Genomic DNA, 20,777 nt, shown 5'->3' on the forward strand with positions numbered 1-20,777 from the left:
GGCATATGCGACGCACAGGTGTGCGTAAAGCCGCGTATGCCTTCAAGCCGGTGCCCCCGTCGCCCGGGCCGGTGTGCCCGTCGTCACCCGGGGCATGTCGGTGCCACCGCTTAGGCTCGGTGGCATGCGACTGAGCACCGTGATCCTTCCCGACCGCCGCTGGTCCGAGGGCGGCCGGGCCGCCTGGCAGCGCGCCGAGGAGCTGGGCTTCCACACCGCCTACACCTACGACCACCTGTCGTGGCGGACCTTCCGCGACGGGCCGTGGTTCGGCGCGATCCCCACGCTGACGGCCGCCGCGGCAGCCACCTCCCGGATACGCCTGGGCACGCTCGTCACCTCGCCGAACTTCCGGCACCCGGTCACGCTGGCCAAGGAGCTCATCTCCCTGGACGACATCTCGGGCGGCCGCATCACGCTCGGCATCGGCGCCGGGGGCTCCGGCTTCGACGCCACGGCGCTGCTGAAGGCCGGCCAGGAGCCCTGGACGCCCCGGGAGCGGGCCGACCGCTTCGGCGAGTTCGTCCCGCTGCTGGACCGCCTGCTCACCGAGGGCGTCGTCACGCACGAGGGCGAGCACTACTCCGCCTTCGAGGTGCGCAACATCCCCGGCTGCGTGCAGCGCCCCCGGCTGCCCTTCGCGGTCGCGGCCACGGGCCCGCGCGGTCTGCGGCTCGCCGCCCGCCACGGGCAGGCGTGGGTGACCACGGGCGACCCGAAGCTCTTCGAGACCGGCACGCCCGAGCAGTCCCGGGCCGCCGTCGCCGGCCAGATCGAGCGGCTGGGCGCAGCCTGCGCCGAGCTGGGCCGGGACGTCTCCGATCTGGGCAAGACGATGCTGACGGGCTTCAGCCCGGACCGGCCGCTGGACTCCTTGGACGCCTTCGTCGACTTCGCCGGTTCGCATGCGGAGCTCGGCATCGACGAGATCGTGGTGCACTGGCCCGTCGCCGACTCGGTCTTCGAGGCGGACGTCGCCGTCTTCGAGAAGATCGCCACGGACGGGCTCGCGCAGCTTTCGGCCTGACCGGTCGGCCTGACCGGTCGGCCTGGTCCGGATAAGCCTGATCTGGATTCTGGATAGGGAGGGAGAATCGGGGCATAGGCACCACTGGAGGCGCGTTCCACAGAGAGCAGCCTTGGAGGTCTCCCATGCACTCCTCGCGTTCCTCGTCGAGCACCCGATTCGCCCCCGACCGGGGGCTCACCGCCCGCATGGTGAGCACGATGTTCTTCATCGGGCTGCTCTACGTGGTCTTCGTGGGCGTGCTGCTGGCGCTGCTGCGGGGCGCCTGGCCGGTCATCCTGCTCCTCGCGGGCGGCCTGTTCGTCGCGCAGTTCTGGTTCAGCGACCGGATCGCCGCCTTCAGCATGGGGGCGCACGAGGTCACCCCCGAGCAGGCGCCCGAGCTGCACGGCGCCGTCGACCGCCTGTGCGCGCTCGCGGATATGCCGAAGCCGCGCGTGGCGATCGCCGACAGCGATGTGCCGAACGCCTTCGCCACCGGGCGCAACCGGAAGAACTCGCTGGTCTGCGCGACGACCGGGCTGCTGCGCAGGCTGGAGCCGGAGGAGCTGGAGGGCGTGCTCGCCCACGAGCTCTCCCACGTGGCCCATCGCGACGTCGCCGTCATGACGATCGCCTCCTTCCTGGGCGTCCTGGCCGGGATCATCACCCGCGTCGGCCTGTGGGGCGGCTTCCGCCGCGTGGGCGGGCGCGACAGCAACACGGCCGTCCTGGTCGTGCTGATCCCGCTGATCAGCGCCGTCGTCTACGCCATCAGCTTCCTGCTCACCCGCCTGCTGTCGCGCTACCGGGAGCTGTCCGCCGACCGCGCCGGGGCCCTGCTGACCGGTCGGCCCTCCGCCCTGGCCGCCGCCCTGACCAAGGTCACCGGGGAGATGGCACGGATACCGACCCGCGACCTGCGGCAGGCCGAGCCCTTCAACGCCTTCTACTTCGCCCCCGCCTTCTCCAAGGAGAGCTTCGGCCGCCTGCTCTCCTCCCACCCGACGCTGGAACAGCGGCTGGAGCAGCTCGGCCGGATCTCGGCCCAGCTCGGCCGCGCCTGACGCCCGACCGCCGTCCCCGCCCGACCGCCGTCCCTGCCCGTCCTGCCCGTCTGCCCGTCTGCCCGTCTGCCCGTCTGCTCGTCTGCCCGGAAGGAGCGTGTGCCCGTGGGCTTCCTGGACGCCATCCTCGGCCGCAGCAAGCCGGTCCGCCCGGACCTCGACCAGCTCTTCGCCCTGCCCTCCGCAGCGGTCACCCTCCAGGCGGGAGCGGGGTTCACCCCGACCGGGCTGGGCTCGGTCTGCTTCGCGACCGTGGAGGGCGGGGCCTTCGCGCAGCTGCAGCAGGACGTACGCGCCCTGCTGGACGCCGACACGGAGCGCGGCGGAGCGCCCGTGGAGTTCAGCCAGGACGCGTACGGCTACACCTGGCTGCTCGCACGGCAGCCGCCGGAGGACACGGCCGCGCTGGTCAACGACCTGCACGCGGTGAACACACTCCTCCAGGACGGCGGATTCGGGCCGCAGTTGCTCTGCTCGCTGATGGGCTTCCGCGACGCCGGCGGGCGCTCGCTGGCCCTGGTCTACCTCTACAAGCGCGGCACGTTCTACCCCTTCGCGCCGGTGGCGGGCGACCGGGGAGAGGGGGCGCAGGGCAAGCAGGAGAAGCGGGACAACGGCCTGGAACTGCAGGTGCGGGCGCTGCTGGCGGACGACCTGCGGGTCGAGGAGGACCTGGCCCGCTGGTTCCCGGTGTGGGGCGCGCCCGGCCTGTGAACAGGGCGGGCACGCCCACGAGCGGTCCGGGCCGGGTGGCCCGGGACCGGCGATCCGGTGTGCGGGCTCAGCCGGGGAACCGCAAGAACGCCGCCGGTACGCGCTCGACCAGCCATACGCCGTTCTCGCTGACGCGGAAGACGTGCCCCGCACGGTGCATCCCATGGGCGTCCACGGTCAGCACGACCGCCTTGCCGCGCCGGGCGCCCACGCGCGTCGCCGTCTCGCGGTCGGCGGAGAGGTGGACGGCATGCCGGGCCATGGGAAGCAGGCCCTCGGCCCGGATCGCCGCGACGGAGCGCGACACCGTGCCGTGGAAGAGCACTGCGGGTGGTTCGGTGACCGGCAGGCCGAGGTCGACGGCAACGGAGTGGCCCTGGTTGGCCCGGATGCGGTCGCCGTCGAGCGCGTAGCGCTGCTTGTCGCTGGCGGCGACGACCTCCTCCAACTCGGCCCGGCTGAACGGGAAACCGTGCGCCGCGCTCGCCGTCAGCAGGGCCTCCACGGGCGTCCATCCCTGGGCGTCCAGGGTGATGCCGATCCGGTCCGGCTCGTGCCGCAGGTGCTTGGCCAGGTATTTCGAAATGCGCGTCGCGCGCTGGGCGTCCATCACCGCTGCCTGGCCTTCCTGAGTTCCTCGGCGGCCCAGCGGGCCCATTCCTCGCGCATGGCGGTGAAGCGCAGGCCGTACTCGAGAGCCAGCCGGCCGTTCACGGACAGCGCGTCGTCTCCCCAGTCGACGTTGCGCTCCACTTCCTCCAGCGCCCTGTGGTGGCCCGCGGCGCGCTCGGCCTCGCTTATCAGATAGGCGGTGGCCTCCACGGGCGTGAGGTGGTTGAGGAAGAAGACCCGCAGCAGGGCGTCGCTGCGGCGGACGGTGCTGGGCGGGGTCTCGGTGAGCCAGCGGTGCAGCTCGGCGCGGCCCTCGTCCGTGACCGAGTACTCCTTGCGGCCGCGCGGGCCTTCCGCCGCGACCTCCAGCAGGCCGGCCTTCGTGAGCTTGCCCAGCTCGCCGTAGACCTGGCTCTGGGTCGCGGGCCAGGCATTGCTCAGCGAACTCTCGAAGCGCTTCATCAGGTCGTACCCGCTGGCGGGCTGGTCGGCCAGCAGGCCCAGCATCGCGTGTCTCAGGCTCATGGCCACCACTTTACCTTCCACTGTTGACATGTCGAGCAAGGATCTTCTAGTTTTGACATGTCAGAGTTGGAATGTCGGCGGGAAGGCCGACGGGCCCCCGAGGAGATTTCGATGAACTACGTGCGCGGCTTCATTCCCTGGATCGCCTTCGCGGTCGTCTCGTCCGCCGGCTGGCAGTGGGGTGCAGTGGCCGGGCTCGCCGCCGGTGCCGGTCTGCTGGTCAAGGAGCGCAAGGCCGGCAGGGCGGGGGAGTCGCTGATCCTGGAGATCAGCACGCTCTGCTTCTTCGCCGCACTCACCGTCCTGGCCTTCGCCCTCCCGCACAGCGGGCTGCGTCACTTCGGCGGTGCCCTGTCCCTGGGGTGGCTCGCGCTCACCGCCTGGGCCACGCTGGCCGTCGGCCGTCCGTTCACGACGGGGATCGCCAAGACGCAGGCGCCGCCGGAGGTGTGGGACACCCCGCTCTTCCGCCGTATCAACGTCGTGATCACCTCCGTCTGGGCCCTCGCCTTCACCCTGACCGCCGCCGCGCTGACCGCTGTGAGCGCCGCCGGCCTCGGCAGCGCCGTGTCCACCCCGATCCAGGTCGCGGGCTTCGCCCTGCCGGCCCTCTTCACTGCCCGCTATCCCGAGCGCGTCCGCGCCCGCTACGCCCCGGCAGCCCGGTAACGCCCTTCACCGCAGAGGAGATCCGCGCCATGACGACGTCCGCGCCTGCCCACCTCGCCGGCAACTTCGCCCCCGTGGCGGAGGAGCTCACCGCCCACGACCTCCCGGTCACCGGTGCGATCCCGCCCGAGCTCACGGGCTGGTATCTGCGCAACGGGCCCAACCCCCGGGATGCCGCGTCCAGCCACTGGTTCTTCGGCGACGGCATGATCCACGGTGTGCGCCTGGAGGGCGGCCGGGCCACCTCCTACCGCAACCGCTGGGTCCGCACCTCCACGTTCACCGACGGCGCCCGGGTGTACGACGAGCGCGGCAATCGCGATCTGGCCGCAGGAGCCGCCAACACCCATGTGGTGCGGCACGCCGGCCGCACCCTCGCCCTGGTCGAATCCTCCTACCCGTACGAGCTGGACGGCCGGCGCGGGCACGAGCTGGAGACCGTCGGCCCCTACGACTTCGGCGGCCGGCTGACGACGCCGATGACCGCCCACCCCAAGACCTGCCCGGTCACGGGCGAGCTGCACTTCTTCGGCTACGGAGGGCTGTCCGCGCCCTACCTGACCTACCACCGCGCCGATGCCGACGGCGAGTTGGCGGTCAGCAGACCGATCGATGTGCCCGCGCACACGATGATGCACGACTTCCACCTCACCCGCTCCCACGTGGTCTTCATGGACCTGCCCGTGGTCTTCGACCTCGACCGCGCCGTACGGCCCGGCGGCGGCATGCCGTACGCGTGGGACCCCGGCTACGGGGCCCGGCTGGGCGTGCTGCGCCGTGACGACCCCTACGGCGAGGTGCGGTGGTTCGCCATCGACCCCTGCTACGTCTTCCACTCCCTCAATGCCCACGACGAACAGCAGGCCGGCGGGGAGCGGATCGTGCTGTACGTGGCCCGCTATCCGCACTACGGGAGCGAAGCCGGGGGCCGCGCCCACGCCACCCTGTGGCGGTGGACCCTCGACCTCGCGACCGGAGCGGTGGCCGAGGAGCAACTCGACGATCAGTCTTGTGAGTTCCCGCGGACGGACGACCGGCTCGCAGGCCTCGCATCCCGGTACGGGCACGTCACCAGCGCCCCGACTCCCGGCAGGCCCCAGGAGCGGGCGGCCCTGCTCCGCTATGACCTGCACACGGGTTCCGTCGCCCGCCATGACTTCGGGCCCGGGCGGACCCCCGCCGAGGCGGCGTTCGCCCCCGCCGACGACCGCCCCGGTGGTCCCGGCTGGCTGCTGACGTACGTCCACGACGCCGCGACCGACCGGAGCGACCTCGTCATACTCAACGCCGACGACCTCGCCGCCGCCCCGGTGGCCACCGTTCATCTGCCGCAGCGGGTGCCCTGCGGCTTCCACGGCAACTGGCTCGCGGACTGCTGAGCCGGACGAGCACTGCGCCGGGCGGGCCACTGCGCCGGTCCGCTGATCCGGATCACCGGCCGGTCCGCCGGGCCTATCCCGCCTCAGGCCGGGTGACCAGCGCATCCATGGTGCGGGCCCGGACCTCCCGCTCCGCGGCGGCGGCGATGAAAGCGGCGACGTTCTCCGGCCCCACGAGATCCGCCACGGCCCGGACGGTCCCCTCGGGGAGCCGGACGGCTCCGGGGGCGGCCACAGACGAGCCGGCAGCGGCCACAGCGTCTCCCGCCGCACTGTCCGCCCTGCCACCCGCTGCCTCCACGGCGGCGCCCGCCGGATCCGCAGCGCCGCCGCTGCCCGCAGGTTCCCCGGCAGGTCCCCCGGCAAGCCCCCCGGCCGGCCTTCCGGCGGGGTCACCTGCGTCGTCGCCCTCGGGTGCCGTGCCCATGACGGTCTCGCCGTCCAGATGGTGGCGCAGGTAGCGCGTGGCCATCGCGCGCATGGCGCGGGCGAGTTCGGCATCGACCGTCTGCTGGGCCAGGGGGCGCAGGCGGCGCACCAGTGCGGCGGCCTCGGCGGCCTCCTCCTCGGTGGGCGGGTGGCCGAGGTAGGGCCGGAAGACGTATTCGGTGGTGAAGTCCAGGAACCGGCCCGCTATGCGCTCGACCCTCGTGCGCAGTTCACGCAGGTGGCCGGTGATGGCGGACAGGGGCACCCCGGCGGCGTGGAGCTCGGCGGCGACGGCCAGCTCCTGCGGGCTCGGCACGAGGAACTCCTCGGGCGAGTCCGGTACGCGCACGAGGACGCCGAGCCGCACCGCCTCCTCCACGGCCGCGTCGTCGGGGGTGCCGCCGAAGCGGGTGTCGAGCTCCGGGCGGGTGATCCGGCCGGCCTCCTCGTCCGTCCACGGCCCGGCCACCTCGGCGACGAGCCCGAGGACCGCGCCCAGACCGCGGCCGGTGTCCCAGGCGTCCAGCAGCTCCTTGATGCTGGCCAGGGTGTAGCCGCGGTCGAGGAGCCCCGCGATCTGGCGCAGCCGCGCCAGGTGGGCGTCCCCGTAGACATTGGCGCGCCCGCGCCGCTCCGGCTTGGGGAGCAGCCCGCGGTCCTGGTAGGCACGGATCGTGCGGACCGTGGCGCCGCTGCGGTGGGCGAGGTCCTCGATGCGGTATTCGCGGGGCCGCTCGGGCCGCCCGGGCTGCTCGGACAAGTGGGTCGCTCCTTACGAGAGGGCCGCGCGGCCTATCGCGCCCGCCGCGGTCCGTGCCGCGGGTGAGGTCGCCAGATAGTCAACGGCCCTGCGCAGCGACCCCTCCTTCGAGGGATGGTACGACCGCCGGAGGTAGCGGGGCACTGCCGCGCCGAGCTCACGCCAGCTGGGCAGCAGACCCTTCTCCACGGCCCGGTTGTGCTCGCGCAGCGAATAGCGCATCCGTCTCACGAGCCGCGGGTCGTTGCGTATCAGATACCGGGCTCCCCGGCCCCACAGGTGGAACAGCACCGGCGCCGTCACGGCCATGCCGAGGGCGCGGCGGGCATAGCGCCCGGGCTCGTCCCCGCCGCAGTGCTCGTACATGTCGAAGGCGACCGCGCGGTGTTCGACCTCCTCCGCGCCGTGCCAGCGCAGCAGGTCCAGCATCACCGGGTCGGGCACGGCCCGGTCCAGTCCTTCCGCCTCCAGCACCCAGTTGCCGAGCACGGCCGTGAACTGCTCTATGGCGGCGATCAGCGAGAGGCGGAAGCGCAGCCACTCCTGTGCCGTCACCGGCAGGCCGAACGGAGGCTTCTCACCGAGCAGGACGTCGAAGAGGTAGTCGACGTGGCGGGTGTACGGGGTGGTGTCCAGGCCCTGCGCGGCGAGGTGGCCGAGCACGTACGCGTGCTGGACGCTGTGCGTGGCCTCCTGGCCCATGAACCCCTTGACGTCCTTGAGCAGCGCCGGGTCCCGGACCAGCGGCAGGGCCTCCTTGAACACCTTGACGAACCACCGCTCCCCCGCGGGCAGCAGCAGGTGCAGGACGTTGATGACGTGGGTGGCGGTGGGCTCGTCGGGTATCCAGTGCAGTGGTGTCGCGTCCCACTCGAAGGAGACGCGGCGGGGGGCTATCGTGTGCCCGCCCGCGTAGCCGTCGGTCATTTCTGCTCCTCCGCCGTCCGCTACAGCGGCGGCTCGATCCTGGCGAGGGCCCGCTGGGCCCAGGGTGCGAAGCGGGACATGAAGCGGAGGCCGTGGGCCTCGGGGGTGACCGGCACGACGGCCTGGTTGCGCACCACCGCCCGCAGGACGGCCTCGGCGACCTTCTCCGGCGGGTAGTTGCGCCGGCCGTAGGCCCGGCCCGCCTTGGTGCGCAGGCGCTGCTGCTCCTCCTCGGAGGCCCCGGCGAAGCGCGCGGCGCCGGTGATCGCGGTGTTGACGATGCCGGGGCAGATGGCGGAGACGCCGATGCCCTGCCCGGCCAGCTCGGCGCGCAGGCACTCGCTCAGCATCAGCACCGCCGCCTTGGACGTGCTGTACGCGGGGAGGGACCGGGAGGGCTGGAAGGCCGCGGCGGACGCGGTGTTGACGATGTGGCCGCCCTGGCCGCGCTCGGCCATCTGCTTGCCGAAGAGGCGGCAGCCGTGGATGACACCCCACAGATTGACGTCGAGCACCTTGCGCCAGTCCTCCGCCGGGGTGTCCATGAAGGACCCGGCGACCGCGATCCCGGCGTTGTTGACCAGCACGTCCACCACGCCGTACTCGGCGGCGACCTTCGCGGCGAGCTTCTCCATCGCCGCCTCGTCCGAGACGTCGGTGCACTCGCCCCAGGCCTCGGGGGCGCCGACCAGCCGGGCCATCTCGGCCGTACGGACCACGCCGCCCGGATCCCGGTCCACGGCGACGACCCGGGCGCCCGCCTCGGCGAACGCGAACGCGGTGGCCCGGCCGATGCCGCTGGCCGCCCCGGTCACCAGCACCAGCCGGCCGGCGAACCAGCGTGCGTACGGGCTGGCGGGAGCCGTCTCCGCCGCCCGCGGGCCCTCCTGCCGGGCCAGCGCGAACTCGGCGATCCATGCGGCCACTTGATCGGGCCGGGTGCGCGGCACCCAGTGCTTGGCGGCCAGGTTGCGCCGCACCAGGCCGGGGGCCCACTGCTCCAGGTCGTCGTAGAGCCGCTCGGAGAGATAGGCGTCACCGGTGGGGGTGATCAGCTGCACGGGCGCGTGGGCGTAGGCATCGGTGCGCGGGCGGCGCAGCCGGGCACGGATGTTGTCGCGGTAGAGCCAGGCGCCGTGGGCGGCGTCCGACGGCAGGGAGGGCGTCGGATAGCCCGACAGCGGGAGCTTCTCCAGGCGCGCGATCAGCTTGGGCCACTGCTTGCCCAGCGGTCCGCGCCAGGCGGCCTCCGGCAGCCCGGGGGTGTGCAGCGCATACACGTACCAGGACCGGGCGCTCTGGCCCAGCATCTGGGCCACCCGCCGCGGGGTGGGCCGCCCCGCGCGCTTGCGGAACCACATCGCCATGTGGTCGAGGGAGGGGCCGGAGATGGACGTGAAGGAGGCGATGCGCCCCTCGGTGCGGGCGACGGTGGCGAACTCCCACGCCTGCACCGAACCCCAGTCGTGCCCGACCAGGTGCACCGGGGCGTCCGGGCTCACCGCGTCCGCGACGGCCAGGAAGTCGTCCGTCAGCTTCTCCAGGGTGAAGCCCCCGCGCAGCGGCTTCGGCGCCGTGGAGCGGCCGTGGCCGCGCACGTCGTACAACACGACGTGGAAGCGGTCGCGCAGCCGCTCGGCGACCTCGGACCAGACCTCCTTGCTGTCCGGATAGCCGTGCACGAGCACCACCGTGGGCAGCGAGGCATCGCCCAGCTCCGCCACACACAGCTCGACCCCGCCCGTACGGACCCGGCGCTCCCGCGCGCCCTTGAGTCCCGCGCCGTTACCGGCGTTCTCGCTCATGCGGCCCTCTCCTCCTGCGTGCGCCGCACATGCGGCAGATCGTCGTCCAGCCAGAACGCGCTCTCCTCGGGATCCCGGGAGTCGGTGACCACCAGGAGCTCCTCGAACTTCGCGCCCGTCCCCCGGAAACCGAGGTGGGGCTCGACCGCCCACAGGCCCGGCCGGGGTGGGTGGTCGGAGAACCGGTACGGGCTCCACAACGGCGACCAGCCCTCCCGGTGCCCGTGGAGGGCGTCGGAGGCGAGCCCCTTGAGGGCCTGGGTGCCGAACCCGAACACATGCGGCGACCAGCGGCGCTCCCTGACCCGGCCCACCTTGTGCGCGATCACCCCGAACGGATAGGCACGGTGCCGGTTGGCATGGCCCTGGCGCACCATGAGCCGGTCCACGTCCTCGTAGATCTCGCGCAGGGGGCGGCGCTCGCGCACCTCGCGCAGGATCAGCTCCCGGTGCTCCGCGAGATCGGCCATCAGGCGGTCGTGCAGCGGATTCGGGCCCAGGCAGCCGGAGTAGCCGATGTCGGCCGTGAAGCCCCGGTGGACCGGGGCCATGTCGAGGATGAAGGGCATCCCCGCCTCCAGCCGCCGGCCGGTCGGGAAGAACTGCAGCGGCACCCGGAAGCCCGCGAACGCCGTGCGGTCCCCGAACCAGGCGAAGGGCAGATGGAACCAGTCCCGCACGCCTCGACGCCGCAGCCACTCCCGCTGCATCCGGGCCGCCTCGCGCTCGGTGACGCCCGGCCCCAGCTGTGCGGCCACCGCCTCCGCGCAGTCGTAGGCCAGCCGCTGGACTTCCCTGAAGCCCCGCAACTCGCCGGTGAGTTCCCGAGGCACTGCTGAGGTCATGGCCATTCGTCCGTCCCGTGAGCCGACTCCGGTACGCGTCCGTAACTTGACACTGACGAATGTGACAATGCCCGGCGGCTGCGTCAAGAGTCGTGCACGGCCTGTGGAAAACCTCTTCGCCGCCCCGCGTGCTAACCCGCACCCCGCCCGCACCTCGGCCCACACCAGCCCCGCGCCCTCCACAGGGCCCCGCCCGGCCCACCCCTCCCTGCGGACTGTTCCCCTACGGGCACGTCAGACCCGAGGACTACACGGAACCAGCCGTCAGGTCTGACGCCTGGTGTGGCACGCACCACTACCTTCGAAGGTGTGACTGTGATCGCTACCGAAAGCCTCAGCAAGCGGTTCCCCCGGGTGACCGCTCTTGACCGGCTGTCCGTCGACATCACGCCGGGCGTGACCGGCCTGGTGGGCGCCAACGGAGCCGGCAAGTCCACGCTGATCAAGATCCTGCTCGGGCTGTCCCCCGCCACCGAGGGCCGCGCCAGCGTGCTCGGCCTCGACGTCGCGACCGAGGGCGCCGCCATCCGCGAGCAGGTCGGGTACATGCCCGAGCACGACTGCCTGCCGCCCGACGTGTCGGCCACCGAGTTCGTCGTCCACATGGCGCGGATGTCCGGCCTGCCCGTCACCGCCGCCCGCGAGCGCACCGCCGACACGCTGCGCCACGTAGGCCTCTACGAGGAGCGCTACCGCCCCATGGGCGGTTACTCGACGGGCATGAAGCAGCGGGTCAAGCTGGCCCAGGCCCTGGTCCACGACCCCCGGCTGGTCCTCCTGGACGAGCCCACCAACGGCCTCGACCCCGTGGGCCGTGACGAGATGCTCGGCCTGATCCGCCGCATCCACACCGACTTCGGCATTTCGGTCCTGGTCACCTCACACCTGCTCGGCGAGCTGGAGCGCACCTGCGACCACGTCGTCGTCATCGACGGCGGCAAACTGCTGCGCTCCTCCTCCACCAGCGACTTCACCCAGGCCACGGCCTCCCTCGCGGTCGAGGTCACGGACTCCGACGCCCACCCGGACGGCACGGCGGCCCTCGCCGCCGCGCTCACCGCGGCCGGCCTCGCCGTCCAGCCCGTCGGCCGGACAGCCGAGTTCGCGGCGGCCGGATCCGGCCACGTCCTCCTCGTGGACGTCACCGGCGACGACACCTACGACGCCGTGCGCGACGCGGTCGCCGGCCTGGGCCTCGGCCTCATCCGCATGGAGCAGCGCCGCCACCGCATCGCGGAGGTCTTCCAGAGCGCACACGAAAGCGCACACGAAAGGGGCAGCACCGATGCCGCCTGAGACCGCCTCCGCGCCCGCGCAGGACGTCATCCACAACATCGGCTACCGCAACTACTCCGGCGCCCGCCTCGGCCGCTCCTACGCCCGCCGCTCGCTCTTCTCGCAGAGCCTGCGCGGCGCGTACGGCCTCGGCCGGTCGGCGAAGTCCAAGGTGCTGCCGATGATCCTGTTCGGTGTGATGTGCCTGCCCGCAGCGATCATGGTGGCCGTCGCGGTCGCCACCAAGCTCAACAAGCTGCCGGTGGAGTACACGCGCTACGCGATCATCATGCAGGTCGTCATCGGCCTCTACGTCGCGGCACAGGCCCCGCAGTCCGTCTCGCGCGACCTGCGCTTCAGGACCGTGCCCCTGTACTTCTCGCGCCCCATCGAACGAGTCGACTACGTGGCCGCCAAGTTCGCCGCGATGGTCTCCGCCCTGTTCATCCTCACCGCAACGCCCCTGCTGATCCTTTACGTCGGCGCCCTGCTCGCCAAACTCGACTTCGCGGAGCAGACCAAGGGGTTCGCACAAGGACTGGTCTCCGTGGCACTGCTGTCCCTGCTCTTCGCCGGCATCGGCCTGGTGGTCGCCGCGCTCACCCCGCGCCGCGGCTTCGGCGTCGCCGCCGTCATCGCCGTGCTGACCATCTCCTACGGCGTGGTCAGCACCGTCCAGAACATCGCCCTGCAGCGCGACAGCATCGACGCGATCGGCTGGATGGGCCTCTTCTCGCCCATCACCCTCATCGACGGCGTGCAGACGGCGTTCCTCTCCGCGACCTCCGCCTTCCCCGACGGCCACGGGCCGAGCACCGCGGCGGGCGTGGTCTACCTGCTCGTCCTCGCCGCCCTGATCGCCGGCTCCTACGGGGTGCTGATGCGCCGCTACCGAAAGGTCGGGCTGTGACCTCGATCCGTATCGACAACGTCTCCCGCTGGTTCGGCAACGTCGTCGCCGTCAACGACGTCTCCATGACCGTCGGCCCCGGCGTCACCGGCCTCCTCGGACCCAACGGCGCCGGCAAGTCCACCCTCATCAACATGATGGGCGGCTTCCTCGCCCCCTCCACCGGCACCGTCACCCTCGACGGCGTGCCCATCTGGCGCAACGAGCAGATCTATCGCCACATCGGCATCGTCCCCGAGCGCGAGGCGATGTACGACTTCCTCACCGGCCTGGAGTTCGTCCGCGCCAACGCCGAACTGCACGGACTCGGCGCCGCCGAGGCGCAGCGGGCGCTCGCCACCGTCGAGATGGAGTACGCCCAGGACCGTGCGATCAGCACGTACAGCAAGGGCATGCGGCAGCGCGTGAAGATGGCCTCCGCGCTCGTCCACGAACCCTCCGTCCTGCTGCTGGACGAGCCCTTCAACGGCATGGACCCGCGCCAGCGCATGCAGCTGATGGAGCTCCTGCGCAGGATGGGCGCAGAGGGCCGCACCGTGCTCTTCTCCTCGCACATCCTGGAGGAGGTCGAGCAGCTGGCCACCCACATCGAGGTCGTCGTCGCGGGCCGGCACGCCGCCTCCGGCGACTTCCGCAAGATCCGCCGGCTGATGACCGACCGCCCGCACCGCTATCTCGTCCGCTCCAGCGACGACCGCGCGCTCGCCGCCGCCCTGATCGCCGACCCGTCGACGGCCGGCATCGAAGTGGATGTCGAGGAGGGCGCCCTGCGCATCCAGGCGGTCGACTTCGGGCGCTTCACCGCCCTGCTGCCCCGGGTCGCCCGGGAGCACGGCATCCGGCTCCTGACGGTCTCGCCCTCGGACGAGTCCCTGGAATCGGTCTTCTCGTACCTCGTCGCGGCCTGAAAGGAGCCCAGCGCCATGTACAACGCCACCGTCGCACGGCTCACCTACCGGGGCCTCCTGGGCCGCCGCCGTGCCTTCATCCTCTTCGGGCTGCCCGCTCTCCTGATCGCCGTCTCCGTCGTGATCCGGATCCTCGTCGGCGCCGACGACGGCACCGCGGGCAGCGTCCTGGGCGGCTTCGCGCTGGCCACCATGGTCCCGCTGATCGGCGTCGTCGCCGGAACCGGCGCGATCGGTCCGGAGATCGACGACGGCTCCGTGGTCTACCTGCTGTCCAAGCCCGTCAAACGCCCCACGATCATCTTCACCAAGCTGGTCGTCGCGATCGCCGTGACCGTCGTCTTCTCGGCCGTCCCCACGCTCATCGCCGGCTTCGTGCTCAACGGCAACAGCCAGCAGATCGCGGTCGCCTACGCCGTCGCCGCGGCCGTCGCCTCCGTCGCCTACAGCGCGGTGTTCCTGCTGATGGGCACCCTCACCCGGCACGCCGTCGTGGCCGGCCTGGTCTACGCCCTGGTGTGGGAGTCGCTCTTCGGCAGCCTCGTCCCCGGCGCGCGCACCCTGAGCGTCCAGCAGTGGTCGCTCGCCCTCGCCCAGCGCATCGGTGCGGAGGGCGCCGTCTCCTCGGATGTGGGCCTTCCGACGGCCCTGGTCCTGCTCGCCGGGGTGACGGTGGCGGCGACGTGGTTCGCGGGCCAGAAGCTGCGCTCCCTGACGCTCGCCGGGGAGGAGTGACCTCTCCCCGCACGAGCCCGCGGGGAGAGGAGTGAACCTCATCCCCGTATGACATACCGCTGCAGCGCCCGGGCGATCTCCACCTGCTCGGGCGCGAGTGCGTCCTCGCCGTCCTCGACGTCCCACAGGGCGTTCTGCAGCACCCTGCCCAGCGTCCAGCGGGCCGCCTGTCGCCGGTCCAGGCCCAGCACGTCGGTCATCAGGTCGAAGCGGCGCAGCACCGCCCGCTCCACGTCGCCGGTCGCGGTGATGTCGTCCCACCGGTCGTGCAGGGCGGGCAGCAGTTCGAAGCCGGGGTCGCCGACGAGCGGCTTGGGGTCGATCGCGAGCCAGGGCTCGCGCGCGGAGCCCGGCACGGGGGCGAGGACGTTGGCGTAGTGGAGGTCCCAGTGCAGCAGCTGGTGGCCGGGCTCGCCGATGACCTCCCGTACGGCCGCAGCGCATGTCTCCACCAGCCGCCGCTCCGAGGCGTCCCGCAGCTCCGGCAGGGCCGCGGGCACGTCCTTCAGCATGGCCCCCGCGATATCTGCGAGGGGCCGCAGTCCGGCGGGCACGGGGGCCGTCAGCAGCCGCGCCAGCAGCTCGGAGAGTGTCTGCAGCGACGCCTCTGCATCGCGTATGGACAAGAGTGAACGGTTTGCATCCAACCGTTCCAGCAGCATCGTGCCGGTCGCCTCGTCGTGGTCGAGGAGCGTGACCGCCCCGTCGCCGTCCCAGGCCCGCAGCGCGACCGGCTCCCCGGCGCTCTCATCGGTGACGGGCTGGAGCTTGAGCGCCGCCGGGGCGCCGTCCTCCCGCAGCACGGGCAGGACGAGGGCGACCATGCCGTGCGAGGCCGGCCCGTCGATCCGCAGGCCCCAGCGGCCGAGGAACCGGGCGGCCAGCTCCGGCAGCGCCGCGATCCAGGAGCGGCCCGCCTCCCCGTCGAAATCCTCGTGGAAGCCGGCGAGTTCCGCCGGGATGGTGATGCGGTGAGCGGCGTGCATGGGCGACGGTCTCCTCACGACGGGTGGGGAGGCCCCGAAGGGCCTCCTGCCCACCCAACGTCTCAGATCTTCCGATCGCGCCCGGCCCCCATCGCGAGAAGCAGCAGCGCCGCACAGGCCACGAGCAACAGGGCGACCGGAAGCGTCCAGCTGTCGGTCGCCTGGTGGACCGCACCGATCGCGAACGGGCCGACGGAGGCGAGCAGGTAACCCCACGTCTGCGCCATGCCCGACAGGCGGGACGCGGTGTGGGCGTCGCGCGTGCGCAGCACCATCAGCGTCAGAGCGAGGCCGAGCAGGCCGCCCTGGGCGACACCCATCAGCGTCGCCCAGACCCACGCGCCCTCCACGGGAGCGGTCAGCAGGCCGGTGACCCCGGCGGCCATGAGGACGACCACGCCGGCGCCGAGCACGCGCTGGTCGCGCATCCGCCCGGCGACCATGGGCACGACGAACGAACCGGCCATCTGCACCAGCGTGTAGAAGGCGTAGACCATGCCGGCCTGGCTCTTGCTCATGCCGTGGTCGGTGAACACCGTCGGCATCCAGGCGATGCACACGTAGGCGATCAGCGACTGGGTGCCCATCATCAGCGTGACCTGCCAGGCGAGGGGCGAGCGCGTCAGCTTCGGCCCGCTCTGCTCCGCCTGTACGGGGGCGGCGGCCGCCTGGCCGTGCCGGGTGCCGCGCCGCGCGATGACGGCCTGCGGGACCCATACGACGGCCGCCACGGCGGCGAGCAGCGCCCAGGAGGCCAGGGAGCCCTGCCAGCCGCCCAGAGCCTTCTCCAGGGGTACGGACAGGGCGGCCGAACCGGTGGCGCCGAGGATCAGCGTGGTCGAGTAGAGCGCGGTCATGCTCGCGGCGCGGTCGGGGAAGTCCCGCTTCACCAGACCGGGCATCAGAACGTTGAGCAGGGCGATCGCCGTGCCGACGAGCGCGCAGCCGACGAAGAGGGCGACGACGGGGGGCGCGATGCGCAGCAGGATGCCGCCGCACAGCAGCAGGAGCGCACCGCACAGGACGGTCTCCGTGCCCCAGCGCCGCGCGAGCTTCGGCGCGATGATCGAGCCCAGGCCCATGAAGACCAGGGGGATCGTGGTGACGAGGCTGCTCGCCGCGGCCGCCAGGTGGAAGTGGTCACCGATCTCGCCGATGAGGGGCGAGACACCGGCGAGCGCGGCCCGCATGTTGAGCGAGGCGAGGACGATGCCGGTCATGACGAGCGCGGGGTGGGCGCGCAGGGTCCGGCGCGCGGCGGCCACCGGCGGCGCGGGAGCCAGGTTCTCTTCCGCGTCTATCAGGGGGTCGAGTGTGTCCGGCCTCGTTTCCGACATGGGGTGCCTTTCCAGGGACGCTCGGTGAGGTGACGTGCGGTGAGATGCGGGGCTATGAGTTGAGCCGAGATGAGGGGCCGTGCGGGCGCGGGTCAGTCCTCGGCGAGGAGGCTCTCCACTGCCTGCTTCGGGCGCTCCAGGAGGGCCCGGGCGGCCTGCGCGGCGGCCTCGGGGTCGCCGGAGGCGATGGCGTCCATGAGGGCGTGGTGGTCGCCGTGGATGATGCGCGGCATGTCGCGGTCGCCGAGCGCGGTGACCAGCGCCTCGCGGACGGAGCTGCTGAACCAGGCGTAGGTCGCGGTCAGCGCGCTGTTGTGCGCGGCCTCCACGACGGCGCGGTGGAACTCGACGTCGTGGTCGGCGTAGAGCTCCAGGTTGCCGGAGTCCGGCTGGCCCTCGGGGTCCTCGAACGCCGTCTGGGCCTCCAGGGCGGCCTTCATCCGGGCGAGGTCGGCGGGCTCGTGGCGCAGGGCCGCCAGGCGCGCGGCCTCGGCCTCCAGCGCGATGCGCAGCTCCAGGACGTCGCGCACTCCCGCGCGCTGCACGCCGCGCATGATCTCGGCCGGGTCGGCCATGGAGACCACGAAGGTGCCCTCGCCCTGCCGCGAGCGGAGCATGCCGGCGTGCACGAGCACGCGGACGGCCTCACGGACCGTGTTGCGGCCGACCTGGAGCTGCTCGGCGAGCGCGTGCTCGGTCGGGATGCGGCTGCCGATCTTCCACTCGCCTGCCGTGACCTGGGCGCGCAACTGCTCCACGACGGTGTCCACGAGGGACTGCCGTCCCGCTGCCCGCAGTGCCATTCGTCCTCCGGTCCCGGCCCAGGCCGTCCATCATTCACCCGATTGCCCAGTCATCCTACAACTGCGGGGAGCGGGCGGCCAGGGCGCCGGACGGCTACCGTCGAAGGGTGCGTGGACGGGACGAGCGCCGCGGCTCCGGCACGCCCGGCCGGTGGCCGGCCGTCGCCGCCCGCGCCGCTTCCCTGGCCCGGTCCGGCACCCGCTCCTGGATCCGCTCCTCGCCGGGCACGCACATATGGCTGCTCGTCATCGGCATCACCAGCCTCGTCATCGCCGCGGCAAGCCAGGACCTGGAGACGTTCCTGCTGCACCGCACCAGCAGCAACATCCACCAGCTCACCAAGCACCCGCTGCAGTCACTTCTGATCAGCGGGTTCTGGATCGAGAACCCCTCGTCGTTCCTGCTCTACGCCGCGCTCTTCGAGGTGCTGCACGCGAACGTGGAGCGCTGGATCGGCACCGCCCGGTGGCTCTTCACCGTCGGCTTCGCGCACGTCGCGGCGACGCTCATCAGCCAGGAGATCGTGCAGCTGTCCATAGAGGACCACTCGCTGCCGCGATCGATGAAGAGAGTCGTCGACATCGGCGTCTCCTACGGGCTCGCGGCCGCCGCCGGGATCCTCACCTACCGGATACCGCGGCCGTGGCGGTGGGCCTGTCTCGCCGGAGTGCTGCTCTTCTTCGCCCTCCCGCTCCTCACGGGAGGCACCTTCACGGACGTGGGGCACGCAATAGCCGTGGCCATCGGCCTGGGCTTCCGGCAGTTCACCCACGGCCGCCCCGCATGGGACTTCGCGCGCGTGCCCGAAGCCCTGCGCCGGGCGGCCGCGGCCGTGACGCCGGGACCGGTCAGCCGAAGAGACGCTCCAGGACCGTAGCGATCCCGTCGTCCTCGTTCGACCCGGTGACCTCGTCGGCGACGGCCCGCAGCTCCGGATGGGCGTTGGCCATGGCCACGCCGTGGGCCGCCCAGCCGAACATCGGTATGTCGTTGGGCATGTCACCGAAGGCGATCGTGTCGGCGGGCTTCATCCCGAGCCGGCGCGCGGCCAGGGACAGGCCGGTGGCCTTGCTCAGCCCCAGCGGGAGCAGCTCGACGATGCCCGCACCCGCCATCGTCACACCGACGAGGTCGCCCGCGGCCGCCAGCGCGGCCTCGGCCAGGGCGTCGTCGTCGAGCTCCGGGTGCTGCAGGTAGAGCTTGTTCAGCGGCTCGGCCAGGAGATCGTCGCGGTCGCGGGCCGGGACGGCCGGCAGCGGGCCCTCCTGGATGCGGTAGCCGGGGGTGACGAGCACCTCGCCGTCGAGGCCGTCACGGCCCGCGGCGAGGTGCAGCGGACCGGTCTCGGCCTCGATCTTGGCGATGGCCAGCCCGGCGAGCCGCCGGTCCAGCGTCACCGACGTCAGCAGCCGGTGCTCGCCCGCGTGGTAGACCTGCGCGCCCTGCGCACACACCGCCAGGCCCTGGTAGTCCAGCTCCTGCAGGATGTGGCGCGCCCACGGCACGGCCCGCCCGGTCACGACGATGTGCGCGGCACCCGCCTCCGTGGCCAGCTTCAGAGCGGCCCGGGTGCGCTCCGAGACGGTTTCGTCGGAGCGCAGCAGGGTGCCGTCGAGGTCGGTCGCGACGAGACGGTAGGGAAGCCCGGAGGCGGCGCCGTCATTCACTTGGAGACGGGCTCCAGCACCTCTCGCCCGCCCAGGTACGGACGGAGCACCTCGGGCACGCGCACCGAGCCGTCGGCCTGCTGGTGGTTCTCCAGCAGCGCCACGATCGTGCGCGGCACCGCGCACAGCGTGCCGTTGAGGGTGGCCAGCGGCTTGACGGTCTTGCCGTCGCGCAGGCGGATGGACAGCCGCCGCGACTGGAACTCGTCGCAGTTGGAGGTCGAGGTGAGCTCGCGGTACTTGCCCTGGGTGGGGATCCACGCCTCGCAGTCGAACTTGCGCGAGGCGGAGGCGCCCAGGTCACCCGTGGCGACGTCGATCACCTGGTAGGGCAGCTCGAGGCTGTTCAGCCACTGCTTCTCCCACTCCAGCAGGCGCGCGTGCTCGGCCTCGGCGTCCTCCGGCGCGACGTACGAGAACATCTCGACCTTGTCGAACTGGTGGACGCGGAAGATGCCCCGGGTGTCCTTGCCGTACGTGCCGGCCTCGCGGCGGAAGCACGGGGAGAAGCCGGCGTAGCGCAGCGGGAGCTGCGAGGCCTCGACGATCTCGTCCATGTGGTACGCCGCGAGCGGCACCTCGGACGTACCCACCAGGTAGAAGTCGTCCTTCTCCAGGTGGTAGACGTCCTGCGCGGCCTGGCCGAGGAAGCCCGTGCCCTCCATGGCACGCGGCTTGACCAGCGCGGGCGTCAGCATCGGGGTGAAGCCGGCGGCCGTGGCCTGGGCGATGGCGGCGTTGACGAGCGCGAGCTCCAGCAGGGCGCCGACGCCCGTCAGGTAGTAGAAGCGCGAGCCGGAGACCTTGGCGCCGCGCTCGACGTCGATCGCGCCGAGCAGCTGGCCGAGCTCCAGGTGGTCCTTGGGCTCGAAGCCCTCGGCGGCGAAGTCGCGCGGGGTGCCGACGGTGTCCAGGACGACGAAGTCGTCCTCGCCGCCGCGCGGCACGTCGGGGTGGACCAGATTGCCGATCTGCAGCAGCAGGCGCTGCGCCTCGGCGGCGGCCTCGTCCTGCTCGGCGTCGGCGGCCTTGACGGCGGCGGACAGCTCGCCGGCCTTCTTCAGCAGCGCGGTCTTCTCGTCGCCGGCGGCCTTGGGGATGAGCTTGCCGAGCGCCTTCTGCTCGGAGCGGAGTTCGTCGAAGCGGACGCTGGACGACCTGCGCCGTTCGTCGGCGGAGAGCAGTGCGTCGACGACGTCGACATCCTCTCCACGGGCACGCTGGGAGGCGCGCACACGGTCGGGGTCCTCACGAAGCAGGCGAAGGTCAATCACCCCTCCAGGCTACCGTTGCGGACGCGATCACTCGACGGCATATTCCTCTTGGTGATGTTTTGCCCCATTTTGGGCGGTTGAAAAAGGCTGCGCATAATCACGTCGGCGGGTGATCGGGAACGCGGCGAAAAGCCGCCCGGGTG

The 20,777-nt window shown here is 72.1% G+C and carries 21 protein-coding genes; 10 read left to right on the top strand and 11 right to left on the bottom strand.

Translation table 11 applies throughout. The annotated features are described in order from the left end of the window. Positions 1 to 124: 124 nt before the first annotated feature. The 3 genes from IE241_RS21095 (at position 125) to pspAB (ending at position 2,787) form a co-directional block, all read left to right on the top strand. Positions 125 to 1,027, top strand: coding sequence for an LLM class flavin-dependent oxidoreductase (locus IE241_RS21095; RefSeq protein WP_190023354.1), 903 nt, complete (start codon positions 125 to 127; stop codon positions 1,025 to 1,027). Between the two features lie 125 nt (positions 1,028 to 1,152). After that, a complete protein-coding gene (gene htpX, locus IE241_RS21100) occupies positions 1,153 to 2,073 on the top strand; it encodes a zinc metalloprotease HtpX (RefSeq protein WP_190023355.1) in 921 nt (306 codons plus the stop codon). A gap of 105 nt (positions 2,074 to 2,178) precedes the next feature. Beyond that, on the top strand, positions 2,179 to 2,787 hold the full coding sequence (gene pspAB / locus IE241_RS21105) for a PspA-associated protein PspAB (RefSeq protein ID WP_190023356.1): 609 nt from the start codon (positions 2,179 to 2,181) through the stop codon (positions 2,785 to 2,787). Between the two features lie 67 nt (positions 2,788 to 2,854). Here pspAB and IE241_RS21110 read toward each other — a convergent pair whose 3' ends face one another. Together IE241_RS21110 and IE241_RS21115 are read right to left on the bottom strand one after the other, a co-directional pair. Then, entirely contained in the window at positions 2,855 to 3,397 is a 543-nt protein-coding gene (locus IE241_RS21110) for an RNA 2'-phosphotransferase (RefSeq protein ID WP_190023357.1), read from the bottom strand. Then, a complete protein-coding gene (locus tag IE241_RS21115) occupies positions 3,397 to 3,924 on the bottom strand; it encodes a PadR family transcriptional regulator (RefSeq protein ID WP_190023358.1) in 528 nt (175 codons plus the stop codon). Before IE241_RS21115 ends, IE241_RS21110 begins: the two co-directional genes overlap by 1 nt. Positions 3,925 to 4,035: 111 nt before the next feature. Between IE241_RS21115 and IE241_RS21120 the strand changes: the two genes are divergently transcribed. Together IE241_RS21120 and IE241_RS21125 are read left to right on the top strand one after the other, a co-directional pair. Then, positions 4,036 to 4,593, top strand: a complete 558-nt coding sequence (locus IE241_RS21120) for a hypothetical protein (protein WP_190023359.1) — start codon at positions 4,036 to 4,038, stop codon at positions 4,591 to 4,593. A gap of 29 nt (positions 4,594 to 4,622) precedes the next feature. Beyond that, positions 4,623 to 5,972, top strand: coding sequence for a carotenoid oxygenase family protein (locus IE241_RS21125; protein ID WP_190023360.1), 1,350 nt, complete (start codon positions 4,623 to 4,625; stop codon positions 5,970 to 5,972). A 73-nt stretch (positions 5,973 to 6,045) separates the two neighbouring features. Here IE241_RS21125 and IE241_RS21130 read toward each other — a convergent pair whose 3' ends face one another. The 4 genes from IE241_RS21130 to IE241_RS21145 are packed head-to-tail and all read right to left on the bottom strand — an operon-like array spanning position 6,046 to position 10,738. After that, complete coding sequence (locus tag IE241_RS21130) at positions 6,046 to 7,161, bottom strand: MerR family transcriptional regulator (protein ID WP_190023361.1); 1,116 nt, start codon at positions 7,159 to 7,161, stop codon at positions 6,046 to 6,048. Between the two features lie 12 nt (positions 7,162 to 7,173). After that, entirely contained in the window at positions 7,174 to 8,088 is a 915-nt protein-coding gene (locus IE241_RS21135; protein ID WP_190023362.1) for a metal-dependent hydrolase, read from the bottom strand. Positions 8,089 to 8,108: 20 nt separating this feature from the next. Continuing rightward, a complete protein-coding gene (locus IE241_RS21140) occupies positions 8,109 to 9,893 on the bottom strand; it encodes an SDR family oxidoreductase (protein WP_190023363.1) in 1,785 nt (594 codons plus the stop codon). After that, entirely contained in the window at positions 9,890 to 10,738 is an 849-nt protein-coding gene (locus IE241_RS21145) for a M24 family metallopeptidase (RefSeq protein WP_190023364.1), read from the bottom strand. Before IE241_RS21145 ends, IE241_RS21140 begins: the two co-directional genes overlap by 4 nt. Positions 10,739 to 11,020: 282 nt before the next feature. Here IE241_RS21145 and IE241_RS21150 point away from each other — a divergent pair, with 282 nt between their 5' ends. The 4 genes from IE241_RS21150 to IE241_RS21165 are packed head-to-tail and all read left to right on the top strand — an operon-like array spanning position 11,021 to position 14,566. Beyond that, entirely contained in the window at positions 11,021 to 12,034 is a 1,014-nt protein-coding gene (locus IE241_RS21150; RefSeq protein WP_190023365.1) for an ABC transporter ATP-binding protein, read from the top strand. Beyond that, entirely contained in the window at positions 12,024 to 12,923 is a 900-nt protein-coding gene (locus IE241_RS21155) for an ABC transporter permease subunit (RefSeq protein WP_190023366.1), read from the top strand. The genes IE241_RS21150 and IE241_RS21155 overlap by 11 nt, the downstream gene beginning before the upstream one ends. Beyond that, positions 12,920 to 13,831 (top strand): ABC transporter ATP-binding protein, encoded by a 912-nt coding sequence (locus IE241_RS21160; protein WP_190023367.1) that lies wholly within the window; start codon positions 12,920 to 12,922, stop codon positions 13,829 to 13,831. Before IE241_RS21155 ends, IE241_RS21160 begins: the two co-directional genes overlap by 4 nt. 15 nt (positions 13,832 to 13,846) lie before the next feature. Then, positions 13,847 to 14,566 (top strand): ABC transporter permease subunit, encoded by a 720-nt coding sequence (locus IE241_RS21165; RefSeq protein WP_190023368.1) that lies wholly within the window; start codon positions 13,847 to 13,849, stop codon positions 14,564 to 14,566. Positions 14,567 to 14,604: 38 nt separating this feature from the next. Here the strand turns inward: IE241_RS21165 and IE241_RS21170 are convergent, their stop codons facing one another. The 3 genes from IE241_RS21170 to IE241_RS21180 all read right to left on the bottom strand — a co-directional run bounded on the left by IE241_RS21170 (position 14,605) and on the right by IE241_RS21180 (position 17,692). Next, a complete protein-coding gene (locus IE241_RS21170; protein ID WP_190023369.1) occupies positions 14,605 to 15,552 on the bottom strand; it encodes an aminoglycoside phosphotransferase family protein in 948 nt (315 codons plus the stop codon). Positions 15,553 to 15,614: 62 nt separating this feature from the next. Beyond that, the gene (locus tag IE241_RS21175; RefSeq protein WP_190023370.1) at positions 15,615 to 16,889 is read right to left on the bottom strand and encodes a CynX/NimT family MFS transporter; all 1,275 of its coding nucleotides are present in this window, start codon (positions 16,887 to 16,889) and stop codon (positions 15,615 to 15,617) included. A gap of 92 nt (positions 16,890 to 16,981) precedes the next feature. Next, the gene (locus IE241_RS21180; protein ID WP_190023371.1) at positions 16,982 to 17,692 is read right to left on the bottom strand and encodes a FadR/GntR family transcriptional regulator; all 711 of its coding nucleotides are present in this window, start codon (positions 17,690 to 17,692) and stop codon (positions 16,982 to 16,984) included. 182 nt (positions 17,693 to 17,874) lie between these two features. Between IE241_RS21180 and IE241_RS21185 the strand changes: the two genes are divergently transcribed. Continuing rightward, positions 17,875 to 18,570: a rhomboid-like protein gene (locus IE241_RS21185; RefSeq protein ID WP_229899622.1), complete on the top strand. Its 696-nt coding sequence runs from the start codon at positions 17,875 to 17,877 to the stop codon at positions 18,568 to 18,570. Here the strand turns inward: IE241_RS21185 and IE241_RS21190 are convergent. After that, entirely contained in the window at positions 18,542 to 19,360 is an 819-nt protein-coding gene (locus IE241_RS21190) for an HAD family hydrolase (RefSeq protein WP_190023372.1), read from the bottom strand. The two genes, IE241_RS21185 and IE241_RS21190, sit on opposite strands and share 29 nt — an antisense overlap. Further along, entirely contained in the window at positions 19,357 to 20,634 is a 1,278-nt protein-coding gene (gene serS, locus IE241_RS21195; RefSeq protein WP_190023373.1) for a serine--tRNA ligase, read from the bottom strand. Before serS ends, IE241_RS21190 begins: the two co-directional genes overlap by 4 nt. Between the last annotated feature and the right edge of the window lie 143 nt (positions 20,635 to 20,777).

This window comes from Streptomyces hiroshimensis, from assembly GCF_014650335.1.
In the GTDB taxonomy this organism is placed as follows: domain Bacteria; phylum Actinomycetota; class Actinomycetes; order Streptomycetales; family Streptomycetaceae; genus Streptomyces; species Streptomyces hiroshimensis.

What these genes read in the sequence shown, in the direction of transcription:
- htpX (WP_190023355.1), top strand. Translation starts at nt 1,153, where the DNA reads ATGCACTCCTCGCGTTCCTCGTCGAGCACCCGATTCGCCCCCGACCGG.
- IE241_RS21170 (WP_190023369.1), bottom strand. Translation starts at nt 15,552, where the DNA reads ATGCACGCCGCTCACCGCATCACCATCCCGGCGGAACTCGCCGGCTTC.
- IE241_RS21155 (WP_190023366.1), top strand. Translation starts at nt 12,024, where the DNA reads ATGCCGCCTGAGACCGCCTCCGCGCCCGCGCAGGACGTCATCCACAAC.
- IE241_RS21145 (WP_190023364.1), bottom strand. Translation starts at nt 10,738, where the DNA reads ATGACCTCAGCAGTGCCTCGGGAACTCACCGGCGAGTTGCGGGGCTTC.
- IE241_RS21140 (WP_190023363.1), bottom strand. Translation starts at nt 9,893, where the DNA reads ATGAGCGAGAACGCCGGTAACGGCGCGGGACTCAAGGGCGCGCGGGAG.
- IE241_RS21115 (WP_190023358.1), bottom strand. Translation starts at nt 3,924, where the DNA reads ATGAGCCTGAGACACGCGATGCTGGGCCTGCTGGCCGACCAGCCCGCC.
- IE241_RS21175 (WP_190023370.1), bottom strand. Translation starts at nt 16,889, where the DNA reads ATGTCGGAAACGAGGCCGGACACACTCGACCCCCTGATAGACGCGGAA.
- IE241_RS21095 (WP_190023354.1), top strand. Translation starts at nt 125, where the DNA reads ATGCGACTGAGCACCGTGATCCTTCCCGACCGCCGCTGGTCCGAGGGC.
- IE241_RS21125 (WP_190023360.1), top strand. Translation starts at nt 4,623, where the DNA reads ATGACGACGTCCGCGCCTGCCCACCTCGCCGGCAACTTCGCCCCCGTG.
- IE241_RS21180 (WP_190023371.1), bottom strand. Translation starts at nt 17,692, where the DNA reads ATGGCACTGCGGGCAGCGGGACGGCAGTCCCTCGTGGACACCGTCGTG.
- IE241_RS21110 (WP_190023357.1), bottom strand. Translation starts at nt 3,397, where the DNA reads ATGGACGCCCAGCGCGCGACGCGCATTTCGAAATACCTGGCCAAGCAC.
- IE241_RS21120 (WP_190023359.1), top strand. Translation starts at nt 4,036, where the DNA reads ATGAACTACGTGCGCGGCTTCATTCCCTGGATCGCCTTCGCGGTCGTC.
- IE241_RS21135 (WP_190023362.1), bottom strand. Translation starts at nt 8,088, where the DNA reads ATGACCGACGGCTACGCGGGCGGGCACACGATAGCCCCCCGCCGCGTC.
- IE241_RS21165 (WP_190023368.1), top strand. Translation starts at nt 13,847, where the DNA reads ATGTACAACGCCACCGTCGCACGGCTCACCTACCGGGGCCTCCTGGGC.